A 12,850-nucleotide genomic window follows, 5' to 3' on the forward strand; every position below is an offset into this window, starting at 1 on the left:
GGCCTGCGCGAGGTGGTGATCGACCTGGCGTGGTGGGCCGAACGCAACGCACTCGCTATCGAGAAGGACCGCGAGGCCTTCGACGCCCGGTGATCCCGCTCAACGTGCCTCATCAGCGGAGGCACCACATCGCATGCTTGTGGGTCGCACCGTCGTGCGATGCCTTCGGCGCGGCGGGTGGACAGGCTGGAGGGGCCGAGGAACGGGGAGGGAACTATGGCGAGGACGACGGCTGCGGCTTCGGAACCGCCCTGGCTTCGCCGGCTGGTCGAGCAGGTTCCGACGGCGCCGCAAGCGCTGGCCCTGCTCAGCGCCTCGTGCCCGGCCGCGATCATGCACCACAGCATCCGTGTGCTGCGTTATGCGTTCGCCCTGCGTGACAGCGAGCCCGCCGACGTGGACGACGGCGTGCTCCTGCACAGTTGCCTGTTGCACGACCTGGGCGCCTCGGCACTGGCCGACGGCCCGGAGCGTTTCGAGGTGCAAGGCGCGGATCTGGCCGTCGCGCTGCTGGTCGGCTACGGCTGGACCCCTTCCAAACGGGCGGCGGTGTGGACGGCGATCGCTCTGCACACCAGCCCACAGATCGCCGAACGCGTCAGTGAGACGGCGCGTCTGGTACGTCTCGCGGTTCGAGCCGACTTCGGCGAGGCGCTGATCGATGCGGACCTCCGCGCGTCGACCGAACAAGCCCTGCCCCGGCTCGATATTGAACGAGTGCTCAGCGCGGTCGTGGTCGAGCAGGCGGTCCAGGACGAGCGTCGAGCGCCCGCGGGCAGTTGGCCGGCCGCTCTGCTCGCCGCCCACCGGGCCGGGCCGGGTCCGGACGCCCGCCTCGCCGCGTTCTGACTTCCGGCGCGGGCGCATAGGTCATCCGACTTCGTCCATCACGGTCGTGGCGGCGACCAGCATCGATACCCATCGGCTCTCGTCGTGGAAAGCCACGGCGACCTGGAGTCGCGCTACCGATGCTCCGTACCCCGAGCGGCGTGACGCTGGTACCGAGCACGGATGACGGACGCCTGGTGGGGGGCAGCTTCCATGACCACGATCGAGAACATCCGGACCGTACCGATGTCGCTCGCCGTACGGGGACGGGACGCCCACCTCGACGCGATCGGGGCCGGCGTCGCCGGTACGGGCAAGGGCCCGAGCCGAGTGCTCTTGTTCGAGGGGCAATCCGGCATGGGCAAGACCCGGCTGTTGCGCGAGTCGTACGACCGGGCGGAACTGGCCGGCGTCCGCGTGCTGGCCGGACGGGCATTCGACGGCCGGCCGGCGCTCCCTTTCACACCTCTGCTGGCCGCTGTGTCAGGCAGCGAACCGCCGGCCGCCGATCCGGACGCCTTCTGGACCTCGGTGTCCCGTGCCGACGGGGGCTACGGGCTGCTGAGGGTCATACGGGCAGCTCTGGAAGCGGCAGCGGCACGGTCCCCGACCGCAGTCGTGCTGGACGACCTGCAGTGGGCCGGTGGCTCCACGTTGGCGGCGATTCGCACACTGACGACTGACCTGCGACATCTCGGCATCCTCTGGGTACTGGCGGCCCGTGACGACGCCGTTCCGGCTGTGCGTGACACCTGGGAGCACCTGGCGGCCGAGGGCGCGCAACGATGGGAACTGCCGCCGTTGCGACCTGAGACGACCGCGACGATCGCTACCGACATCCTGCAAGCACCGGCTGGTCCGGATCTGCTGGCGCTGACCGAGCGGGCACTCGGCAACCCTCTTGTGCTGCTGGCGTTGCTGCACGGCTTGCGGGAGGAGGACCGGCTGACGATCGCGGACGGCTGCGCCGCGATGATCGGCACCGCGCTTCCCCGGCGCCTGATCCATCTGCTGAATCAACGGCTCGATCGCCTCGGCCCCCAGACACGCAGAGTGGTACGGATGGCTGCCTTGTTGCCGGAGCGGTTCACCGTCGCGCCCCTGGCGGCTCTGCTGCAATGCCGTCCGTCGCAGTTGGTCGAGGCGTTCGAGGAGGCGGTTCGCGCCGATCTGATCGTCGACGACGCCGGCCATCTGCGGTTCCGCCACGAATTGCTACGCCAAGCCGTACGAGAGTCTCTGCCGACCTCATTGCGGGCGGCATTGGAACGTGAGGTGGAATCCCTGATCGTGAATCTCGGCCCGGCGTCCCGCGGAGCAACACTCCGCACCGTGGATCGGATCGGGACAGATCACGATGCGCCGCCCGCGAGCACCGCACGACACGAGGCACGGCTCGCCTACGACCTGTGGATGAGCGGGGACCCGCGCGCGGCGGCAGCCAAGGCTCACCGCGTCCTGGCCGACGCGGGCCCCACCGCCGACGCCGAGGCACGGGGATTCGCCCTGCTCGTACTGGCCGGAACATCGGCGGGAAGCAGCGCCGGCGGACGGACTTCTTCCCGGCTCGGCGAGTTGCTCCAACTCATCGCCGAAGGAGACGGCACCGGGCCGCATCAGCCGTTGTGGTCCCTGCACAGCGCCCACCTGCTGCACTCCTTGGGCCGCACCGATGAGTCGGCGGCCGCGATGACCGACGCCTTGCTGGGCGCGCAACGGCGGCACGACACCGAGATGATCCTTTTGTGGACACGCATGTCCGGCCTGCTTCAACTGGCCGACGGACGGCTGGCCGGCGCGCGCGTCCAAGCCGAGGCGGTCGACCTGGCGCCCGGCGGCACCGATTCCGGCACCTTCAGCGCTGTCGTCCGCATGATCACGTACGCGGGTCTGGCTCGGCACACCGGCGACAGCCGCCTCGCCGCCGAGGCTGATGAGTTCGCGGGCCGAGTTCAGCAGGCCGGCGGCCCTGCTGCCAGAGTGTGGGCAACGCGGGTGCGGGCCTTCTCGACGACTCCAGCCGTGGCGGTCCGACTGCTCGAGGACGATCCCGTTCTGCCGGTCACCCCTCCGCTCCCGGCGGATCACGACTTTCTGGTGTTCGCCGCAGGTCTGGCCGTCGCCGCAGGCGACGCGGGACTGGCCTCACGGGTTCGGGCGGCGGCGGCCGAACTCGTCCGCGACGGCACGCCCCCGGCGCTGTTCGTCGGTGTAGCCGCGTTCGTCCACGGCGTACTCGACCGCGACTGCGAGCGGCTCGATCACGCCGCGCACCTGCTTCGGCCGGTGCGGCGCCCACTGTTGTACGCGTCGGCGCTGGAGCAAGCCGGTGTCGTCCTCGCCGACGCGCGCCGGTTGCCCGCCGCGATCACCCGGTGGGAGGCCGCCCTCGAGACCTTCGCCGGTTGTCACGCCACCGCGGACGTCGAACGGGTCATCGGTCTTCTTCGTGTCCGTGAGGTGCAGGGGCAACCGGTGCAGTCGCGACCCGCGTTCGGCTGGGCGAGCCTGACCGAGACGGAGCGGCGGGTGGTGCGCCTGGTCGCCGGCGGAGCGACCAACAGGCAGGTAGCTCGTACGTTGTTCGTATCGGCGCACACGGTGAGCACCCATCTCCGTCATGTGTTCGCGAAGCTCGACATCAATTCGCGGGTGCAGTTGGCCAACCTGACGCGCGGTTTCACCGACCGTTGAGGCGACTCACTGATCGCCCGCCATTTCGTCGAGCCGGTCCCGTAGCGAGGCTCGAGAGGTGACGCCCAGCTTGGGGAACAACCGGTACAGGTGGCCGCCGACCGTGCGGTGCGACATGTGCAGCTCCTCACCGATCTGGCGGTTGCTCATCCCGGAGGCGGCCAGGCGGGCGATCTGCAACTCCTGCGGGCTGACCGCGGCGGTGATCGGAGCCGCCGTCGGCGAGGCAGCGCCCGAGGCCCGCAGTTCGCCGGTGGCACGTCGGGCCCAGGGCTGGGCGCCGAGCCGCTCGAAGGTCTCCAGGGCCTCGCGCAGGTGGGCGCGCGCCGCGGCGGAACGCTGCATCCGGCGCAGACACTGCCCGTACGCGAGCTGGATCCTGGCCCGATCGAACGGCCAGTGTTCCGCGTCGTCCACGGTCAGGGCCCGATGGAAAATGGCGACGGCTTCGTCATCGGGAGCGACCATCGCGGCGCAGCCGGCGGACACCAGTGCCAGACGGGACGACAACCGGTCGATCCGCTCGCGCTTCATGGCGGCCACGTGGGCTTGCGCCTCGCCCGGTCGGCCGCTGCGCAGGGCCGCCTCGACCAGGTCGATCAGCACCCAAAGAGCGTGTGGCCGGTACGGCGCGAGGGTTCCGGCCGGGCTGATCGCCGCCGCCTCCTGGAACGCGAGGTCGTAGTCGCCGACGCTGTTGTGCACCAGCGCCCGCACGTGGTGCGCGAACTGGACAGTGATGCCGGCCCCGCGGGGTGTGGCCCACTGGACCATCTCGTCGACCGTGGCGAGGGTACCGTCCACGTCACCCCCGGCCGCGGCGATCAGGCACCGGAAGTACCGCATGATGTAGGAGTAACGAGGGTAGTTGTACCGCTCGCACAGTGCGATGCCTTCGGCGGCCAGCCGATCGCCGTCGGCCCAGCGTCCGGTGTGCCAATTGTCGACCGAGTTCGACACGATGGCGCTGATCCCCAAGCCGACCGCGCCGCCGGCACGCCCGTCCGCGATCACCCGGTCGAGCGCCTCCCGGCAAGCACCCAGCCGATCGACGTACACACAGCTGATCGCCACCCGGCTGATCACGACCGGGTTGAGTTCGTCGCGCAGAGCCTCGGCACTGGCCTCCACCGACCCGAGAACCGGCTCAGCCAGCCGGACCGGGTCACCGAAGGTTCGCGCACACGAATCGAGAACGGGGGGCGGGTGCGGTTCGAGCCGGGCGATCCCCGCGACGACCGGGTCCCACGCACTGGTGCTCCCACCGACCCAAGAACTGAGGATCAGCGAGTGCAGAGCGTCGCTGAGCACGGTGTCGTGGGCGTCGTCGCGGTTCGGATAGGCCTCGACCGCGGCGGCCAGCAGATCGTGGGCGACGCCCGCCCGGGCCTCCGCGTTGACGAGCAACTGAGCAGCCGCGACTGTGGCCGGCAGCGACTGCACGAGATCGGACCGGTCGACGTCGGCTTGGTGGAGCCATTGCGCGGCCTTGCTGAGGTCGCCGACGACATCGGCGCCGATATAGGCGGCCTCCAACAGCCGGCGAGCACGCAGGGCGGGTGTCGGGCTGAGTTCAGCGGCGCGGCCGAGCGCGGCGACCGCGTTCACCGTCTCGCCATGCCGGAAACTGTCGCGGGCGCTCTGTTCGAGCAGAGCCGCCACCTCCTCGTCGGCCTCCACCGTCGCCCTGGCCAGATGCCAGGCGCGTTTCTGCGGGTGGTTCCGCAGGGCGGCGGCGAGGGCCCGGTGTGCCCGGCGCTGGGCCACCGGCGGCGCCAGGGCCACCACGGTCGAGCGGACCAGCGGATGGGTGAAGGCGATGCGCTTGGCGTACACGTCGACCTCGACAAGTCCCGCGAGTTCGGCCGGCGCCAACGCCTGCAGAAGATCGGTGTGCGACGCCGCCGTCTGCAGGACAGCGAGTTCGCCCGAGTTCTCCAGGGCCGCGAGCAGCAGAAGCTCTTCGGTAGGCGCGGGAAGCCGGCCCAGGGGCACGGAGAACAAACTCCTCAGTGCCGCTGTCAACGCCAAGACCGGTGGCAGCGCGTCCCGGCCGGCCCGCTGATCAGAGGTGAGCGCCGCCGGCAGCTCCGCCAGCGCGAGCGGGTTACCTCGGGCGACCGAGAGCAGGCGGTGCCGGACACGAACGGCCAAGCCGGGCCAGCGGGCGTCCAGCACGAGTGACGCGGCGCCCTCGTCCAGCGGGCCGACGCGGTGACTTGCCAAACCTGTGTCGGCGACGAACCCGAGCGACCGTGAGTCCATCGCTCCCAACAGCGCGATCCGCCCAGCGGTGAGACGCCGCGCGACGAACACGAGCACCTGTGCGCTCGCCGGGTCGAGCTGATCGATGTCATCCGCGATCACCAGCAGCGGTCGGTCGCGGCAGGCGAGCCGCAACAGGCCGATGGTGGCGTTGCCGAGGGCCAGCAGTCCCGGTTCGCGGCCCTCAGCCAGGCCCAGCGCGACGTGCAACGTCGCTCGCAAGCACTCGGGCAGCGCGTCCGACTCGGCTCGAAGGGGAGTGAGCAGGCCGTCCAGGGCGGCGAACTTCGCGGCGACGGCCTCGGTGGAGCCGGACACCCGCAGCACCCGCATGTCAGCGGAGAGGGCGCGCCGCGCCGCGGCCTCCAGCAAAGCTGTCCGGCCGACGCCGGGGTCGCCGACGAGAAGGAGAGCGGCTCCGCCGCCATCGCCGGCTGTCCTGAGGAATCGCCCGATGACCTTGAGATCATCGGCCCGCCCGGCCAAGGGCTGATCACCGTTCATGCCGGCACCCCGGTGTCCTCGAAGTCGCCGAGCGCGGTTCTCAGCGCCGTTCGCGTATGAACGCCCAGCTTGTCGTACACGCTGCTCAAGTGAGCGCCGACGGTGCGGTGCGAGATGAGCAGCCGCTCGCCGATCTGCCTGTTGCTGTGGCCGGTGGCGGCGAGAGCGGCCACCTGCATCTCCTGCGGCGTGAGTGGTGTCTGCCCTGGTTTTCGCGTCTGGGTGCGGGCTGCCGCGGTGGCATCCAGCTCCCGGTTCGCACGAGCTACCCAGGGTGTCGCACCCATCTGCTCGAATGCGGTCAGGGCTGCGGTCAGCTGCTGCCGGGCCGCGGCGACGGCGCGGACGCGTCGCAGCCGCTCGCCGTAGAACAGTTGCGCTCGCGCGTAGTCCCAGCCCAACTCCTTCGCGCCGGGCACGGCCAGCGCCCGGGCGAACAACGTTGGTGCCGTGTCGTCAGCGGCGACCAAGGCGGTGGCGGTGAGTGTGGTCAGGCTGAACGCCGGCGAGACGCGGTCGAGGCCGGACTCGACGATGGCGCGGACGTGCGCGGCGGCCTCGTCCCGGCGTCCGGTGCGAAGCGCGGATTCGATGAGTTCGAGTGAGATTCCGGCCCCCACCAGGGTTCCCGGAGGCAACACGCCGGGCGGGGTGACCGCGACGCCGTGCCGGTAGGCCTCCTCGAAGTCGCCGTTGCCGATCGCCAGGGTGGCCTGAGCCCACGAGCAGGAGCGGGCGACGGCGCGGACGCCACGCGGCGCCGCCCAGGCGGTCACCCGGACAGCCTGCTCGCGCACCAGGTGCTCCTGTCCACGGCGGGCTGCCGCGATCATCCGGATGAGGTGGAACGGCCAGGCCATCAGCCCGTAGCCGTGGGCGTCGCACAGTTGCAGCGCCTCGGCCGAGATCACCTCGGCCGCGTCCAGCCGGCCGGCGCGCAGGTCGTCCAGGCCGACCGTCATCATGGCGTTGGTCGCCGAGCCCACCGCTCCGCCGGCCCGGCCGTCGTCGATGACCCGTGCCAACGGGGCCCGGCAATCCTTGACCCGGTTGAAGGTGAGGGCGATCCGGCCGATCCGGCTGATGACCGTCGGATCCTGCTCGTTGTCCAGGTGGCGCAAGTCCGCGTGCAGGCGCATGCGATCCGATGCCGTCAAGGACGCCGGATCACGTCCGGCCTGGACGTAGATGCGCAGCAGGGCCGGAACGCCCGGCCCGATCCGCTCCAGGGTGTCCCTCAGCGCCGTCCACATCTCGTCCCGGGCGGCGTAGAAGCAGACGTCAGCCAGTTCGTACAACGCCTCCATGAGCAGCGGGTCGTCATAGGTGTGACGGGCGACGGCGGCATCGACGGTCGCGGAGAGCAGGCGGTGGGCGGTGTCGATGTGACCGTCACCGTGGAGCAACAGATGCGCAGCCGCGACCGCTATGGGCAACGATCCGGCCCCGTCCGGGTCGGCGTCGCGGGCGGCGGTGAGCAGCGCCGGCATCGTGCGCAGATCGCCGGCGACATTGGCGCCGATGTAAGCGGCTTCGGCCAGCCGCCGGCTGCGCTGTGAGCCGTCCGCGCTCAGTTCCGCGGCGCGCAACAGAGCGGTGACCGCACCGACGCCGTCGCCGGCTTCGGATGCCCGGTGGCCGGCGTCCTGCAGAATTTGGGCCACCGCCTCGTCCGGGCCGATGGTCGACTCAGCGAGATGCCTGGCCTGCTGCTCCGGCCGGCCGGTGGCCCGCCGGGCCAGTTCCCTCTGTGCCGCTGCTCGCTCCTCACCCGTTGCCGAGCGCAGGACTGCCGACCGCACCATCGGATGGCGAAACGCCCACCGCCGGTCGTGAGGATCGAACCAGCCCAACGCCGCCTGCTCGGCGGGGAGCCAGCCGTCGGCGGGCAGATCCGCGGACGAGCCGCTCTCGAGGGCGGCCCGCAGCAAGAGGTGGCGGGTCGGCGCGGGTAGTCGTACGACGCGGCGCGTGTAGTGCTGGTTCAGACGGCCGTCCGTCATCAGCACCGACGGAAGAGGCGCTCGTCCGCCGCGCTGGTCCGCACTCAGCGACTCCGCGAGTTCCAGCAGGGCGAGAGGGTTTCCCGCGGCCTCGGCCAGGAGCCGGCGGTCGACCCGCTTCGCGATCCCCGGACAGCGGTCATGCAACAACCGGGACGCGTGCAGGTCGTCGAGCGGCGGCAACCCGATCGGTTCGGCGCCGGTCACGTCGGCCGCACGTGGCGTGGATTCCGCGCACAGAGCGATCAGCCGGGCGCATCGGACCGCGCCCAGCACGGCAGCCGACCGGGAGTCGACCCACTGCCAGTCGTCGACGATCAGCAGCACCGGCTCGGCCACGAAACAATGCCGCAAGAGGGAGTCGGTGGCCGCGGCGACGCTGACCGAATTTTCGTGATCGCTGTCGGCGAAGCCGAGCGCCGATGAAAGCGTCCGGTCGTGTTCGGCCGGGAGCGCCGCGAAGTGCGGACGTAGGGGGAGCAGCAGTTGATGCAGAGCGGCGAAGGGGACGTCCGACTCCAGCAGGACGCCCGCGGCCCGCAGCGCCACGACGCCGTGATCGTTGGCTGCGTCAGCGGCCACGTCGAGGAGTACGGATTTTCCCGAGCCTGGTCCGCCGAAGAGGCAGCACGCACCGGATGATCTCGTCAATAACGTCTGAATCGCCATCCGGTGAACGTCCCGGTCTACCAGTGACGACGCGATCCCCGAAGCCATGGCCGGTCTCCTCACGCTGGCGCTGACACGCGCAACCCTTCGCCTTGACGGCGTTCAGCGCCCCCGGAACCGTCCCGGGGTTCGACCCCGGGGTTTGGCCCGGGGATCGATCTACCGTCGTACTCGGGGCGAGCCCACGTCCCCACATCTTCGGTTCAGCGCTTACCGTGCGCCGACCTGCGGGTTAAGATCCCGAACTGGGGGATGAGACCGGCGTACGTGTGGTTGGTCCGGCACGGAGTTCTGGCGCAACGTTCGAGGACTGCTCCTCGGCCGTTCTCGGCTTCCTTGATGGGATGTCTGGTCAGAGGGAGCCCGCATGAACCGTTCTGCCTGGTTAAGACGCTTTCGACAGCACCCCGTCAGAGGATTCGACGCGATCGCCGGCATGCCTGCCCGGCCGCGATCCCGCACGTGGCGCAGCTGAGACAGATGACCTCGAGGTCCCGGCTGAAGGGTCGCGCGCCGGCCCTGGCGGACCGGGAGAACGAGCGCGGCCTGCTCGATAGTCTCGTCGGCGGGGTGCGGAAGGGGCAGAGTGGGGTACTGGTAATACGGGGCGACCCCGGGGTCGGCAAGACGGCACTGCTGGACTACGTGGCCGGGAACGCGTCGGCGTGCCGGGTGACGCGTATTGCCGGTGTGCAGTCAGAGATGGAGCTGGCCTTCGCGGGGCTGCAGGTGCTGTGCACGCCGATGCTGGGCCGGATCGAGCAGTTGCCCGCGCCGCAACAAGAAGCTTTGCGCACCGCGTTCGGCTTGTCCTTCGGCCCGCCACCGAACCCGTTCCTCGTCGGGCTGGCCGTGCTCAGCCTGCTGACCGGCGCGGCTGAGAAGCGTCCGCACATCTGCCTGATCGATGACGAGCAGTGGCTCGACGAGGCGTCGGCACAGGCGCTGGGCTTCGCCGCGCGGCGGCTGGCCGCCGACCCGGTCGGCCTGATATTCGCCAGCCGCGACCCGGGAACGGAACTCGACGGGTTCCCCGAACTCGAAATCGGTGGACTTGGCGAGAACGACGCCCGAGCGCTGCTGGAGTCAGTGGTGGCCGGGCCCTTGGACACGCGAGTGCGGGACCTCATCGTCGCGGAAACCGGCGGCAATCCGTTGGCGCTGCTGGAATTGCCCCGAGGACTGACGTTCACGCAAATGGCGGGCGGATTCGGGCTGCCCGGCGCTGTCTCGCTGGCGCGGCGAATCGAGGACAGCTTCCGTCGGCAGATGGAAAGCCTGCCCGACCAGACCCGCTCATTGCTGCTCCTCGCGGCGGCCGATTCGTCCGGTGACCCGTCGCTGGTGTGGCGGGCGGCGGAACACATGGGGATTCCCGTTCAGGCAGCGGCGCCGGCGGTGGCGGCCGCGCTGGTGGAGTTCGGGTCTCGGGTGAAGTTCTGGCATCCGCTCGTGCGGTCGGCGGTCTACCGGTCAGCCTCATTCGAGGAAAGACAGAAGGCGCACCGGGCCATCGCTGAGGCCATCGATCCCGGCGTGGCCCCCGACCGAAGGGCATGGCATCGAGCCCAGGCCACGGCCGGACCGGACGAGGACGTGGCGGCTGAACTGGAGCGCTCGGCGGACCAGGCGCGGGAACGCGGCGGCCTCGCCGCGGCCGCCGCATTCCTGGAACGTGCGGCGGCGCTGTCGGTCGACCCGATGCGCCGGATCGAACGGACACTTGCCGCAACCGAGGTGAGCACTCGTTCCGGTGCCCTCGGCCGGGCCATGGAACTTCTGACGGCGGCGCAGACCGGCCCGCTGGACGAGTCCGCCAGCGCTCGTGCCGACCTGCTGCACGGCCAAATCGCCTTCGCCTCCGGTCTTGGCAGCGATGCACCACCGTTGTTGCTCAAGGCGGCCAAGCGGCTCGAGCCGCTCGACCTGGAGCTGGCTCGGGAGACCTACTTGAGCGCGTGGACGGCCGCGCAGTTCGCCGGACATCTGGCGAGCGCCGGCGATCTGCAGGAGGTCTCCGGCGCGGCCCTGACGCTGCCTCCGCCGCCGGGCCCGCCGTCCGTGGTCGACCTGCTGCTGGACGGCCTCGCTCGTGTCGTCACCGAGGGCCGGGCGGCCGCGACGCCGGCGCTGCGCCGCGCGGTGACCGCCTTCACCAGCCACGACGTCTCGAAGGAAGAACGGCTCCGCTGGGGCTGGCCCGCCCAGACCGCTGCGATCGTGCTGTACGACGAGGACTGCTGGCGTGCGATCGCCACCGAGCAGACCCAGCTCGCCCGCAACGTCGGCGCACTCGATCAGCTACCGATCGACTTGGCATCACAGGCGGTAACCCTGATGCGCAGCGGTGACCTTGCCGCCGCCGGCTCGTTGATCGCCGAGGCCGACGTGGTCGCGGAAGCCACCGGGACCGGATATCCCCCCTTCGCGCCTCTTCTGCTCGCGTGCCTGTCCGGGGACGAAGCCGATGCCGTCCCCCTGATCGAGTCGACCATCGCCGCCGGTATGGCCACTGGCCAGGGGCATGCAGTGAGCTACGCACAGTACACAGCGGCAATCCTTTACAACGGTCTCGGTCGATACACCGACGCCCTGGCCGCCGCGCGGCAGGCCGGCCAAGACCCCCTCTACCTGTCGGCGTGGGCGTTACCCGAGTTGATCGAAGCGGCGGTACGCAGCGGTGATGTCGACACCGCCCGGGCCGCGGCGGCGAGGGAGGCCCAGATGGCGGCCGCCGATCGCACGGACTACGACCTCGGTATCCACGCGCGTTCGCGTGCACTGCTCAGCGACGATGAGGACGCCGACGGCATCTACCGCGAGGCGATCGAAAGGTTGAGCCGCACCCGGCTGCGCCTCGAGCTCGCCCGCGCCTATCTGCTGCACGGCGAATGGCTGAGGCGGCAGGGTCGCCGCATCGACGCCCGAACTCAGCTGCGAACCGCGTACCGCATGCTGGTCGACGTGGGCGCGGAAGCATTCGCTGAACGCGCTCGACGCGAACTCGCGGCGGTCGGTGAAGGAGTCGGAAAACGCCCGCCGGAGGCGCGGAGCACGCTCACCGCCCAGGAGGCAACCGTTGCCCGGCTGGCGAGCGACGGGTTGACCAACACCGAGATCGGCAGCCAGCTGTTCCTGTCGGCCCGGACGGTCGAATGGCACCTGAGCAACGTGTTCACCAAACTGGGAATCACTTCCCGCCGTGAGCTCGACCGGAGTTGAGGACCGCCGGGGCGAGGCTGTCGCGCGGCGCATGTCATCGACTCGTGCGATGCCGACCGGGGAAATCTACTGCGCGAATCGCATGCGCCGTACTTCGGATCACCGGCGAGTGGTGATCTCTTCCGGCGCCTGCCGGCAACGGTAGGAGGTATGCCCATCGTGTGCCGGCGCGGGCCGTAGCAGGTTGAGTGCAGGGCGCGGCGCCGACGGTTTCCGCGTCCGAACACCGATACCGAGCGGAAGAAGAATGCGATGCCTTACGTAACGACGCCCGACGGCGTTCAGATCTACTACACCGATCAGGGCTCCGGGCAGCCCGTCCTGTTCAGTCACGGCTGGCCGTTGAGTTCCGATGCTTGGTCGGTCGAGATCAAGAAGTTCGCCGATGCCGGTTACCGGACGGTCGCGCACGACCGTCGTGGGCACGGCCGGTCGGAGAGGACGTATTCGGGCAATGACATGGACACGTACTGCCGGGATCTGAACGCGGTGGTCGAGGCGCTGGATCTGCGCGACATCATCGTGATCGGCCACTCGACCGGTGGTGGTGAGGCGGTCCGGTATGCGGCGCAGTACGGCCAGGTGCAGGGGCGGGTCGCCAAGGTCGTGACGGCGGGCGCGGTGCCGCCGATCATGGTCAAGTCGGAGAGCAACCCGGACGGCCT

General features: G+C 70.2%; 6 protein-coding genes. 4 read left to right on the top strand and 2 right to left on the bottom strand.

The window, feature by feature from the left end; genetic code table 11:
- Nucleotides 1-216 precede the first annotated feature (216 nt).
- Entirely contained in the window at nucleotides 217-849 is a 633-nt protein-coding gene (locus EER30_RS46215) for an HD domain-containing protein (protein ID WP_164842791.1), read from the top strand.
- Nucleotides 850-1,041: 192 nt separating this feature from the next.
- Nucleotides 1,042-3,522 carry a helix-turn-helix transcriptional regulator gene (locus EER30_RS46220; protein ID WP_164842792.1) on the top strand — a complete coding sequence of 827 codons (2,481 nt, stop codon included), beginning with the start codon at nucleotides 1,042-1,044 and terminating at the stop codon, nucleotides 3,520-3,522.
- 6 nt (nucleotides 3,523-3,528) lie between these two features.
- Here the strand turns inward: EER30_RS46220 and EER30_RS46225 are convergent, their stop codons facing one another.
- Together EER30_RS46225 and EER30_RS46230 are read right to left on the bottom strand one after the other, a co-directional pair.
- Nucleotides 3,529-6,291 carry a helix-turn-helix transcriptional regulator gene (locus EER30_RS46225; protein ID WP_127509580.1) on the bottom strand — a complete coding sequence of 921 codons (2,763 nt, stop codon included), beginning with the start codon at nucleotides 6,289-6,291 and terminating at the stop codon, nucleotides 3,529-3,531.
- Nucleotides 6,288-9,011 carry a helix-turn-helix transcriptional regulator gene (locus tag EER30_RS46230; protein WP_127509583.1) on the bottom strand — a complete coding sequence of 908 codons (2,724 nt, stop codon included), beginning with the start codon at nucleotides 9,009-9,011 and terminating at the stop codon, nucleotides 6,288-6,290. The genes EER30_RS46225 and EER30_RS46230 overlap by 4 nt, the downstream gene beginning before the upstream one ends.
- 432 nt (nucleotides 9,012-9,443) lie before the next feature.
- Between EER30_RS46230 and EER30_RS46235 the strand changes: the two genes are divergently transcribed.
- Together EER30_RS46235 and EER30_RS46240 are read left to right on the top strand one after the other, a co-directional pair.
- Nucleotides 9,444-12,185, top strand: coding sequence for a helix-turn-helix transcriptional regulator (locus EER30_RS46235; RefSeq protein ID WP_127509586.1), 2,742 nt, complete (start codon nucleotides 9,444-9,446; stop codon nucleotides 12,183-12,185).
- Nucleotides 12,186-12,437: 252 nt separating this feature from the next.
- On the top strand, nucleotides 12,438-12,850 hold a 413-nt coding region (locus EER30_RS46240; protein ID WP_164842794.1), incomplete at its 3' end, for an alpha/beta fold hydrolase.

The sequence above is a fragment of the Actinoplanes solisilvae genome, assembly GCF_003999975.1.
Lineage (GTDB): Bacteria > Actinomycetota > Actinomycetes > Mycobacteriales > Micromonosporaceae > Actinoplanes > Actinoplanes solisilvae.

Coding starts and splice junctions, on each gene's coding strand:
- EER30_RS46225 (WP_127509580.1), bottom strand. CDS start 6,291: ATGAACGGTGATCAGCCCTTGGCCGGGCGGGCCGATGATCTCAAGGTC.
- EER30_RS46215 (WP_164842791.1), top strand. CDS start 217: ATGGCGAGGACGACGGCTGCGGCTTCGGAACCGCCCTGGCTTCGCCGG.
- EER30_RS46235 (WP_127509586.1), top strand. CDS start 9,444: ATGACCTCGAGGTCCCGGCTGAAGGGTCGCGCGCCGGCCCTGGCGGAC.
- EER30_RS46220 (WP_164842792.1), top strand. CDS start 1,042: ATGACCACGATCGAGAACATCCGGACCGTACCGATGTCGCTCGCCGTA.
- EER30_RS46230 (WP_127509583.1), bottom strand. CDS start 9,011: ATGGCTTCGGGGATCGCGTCGTCACTGGTAGACCGGGACGTTCACCGG.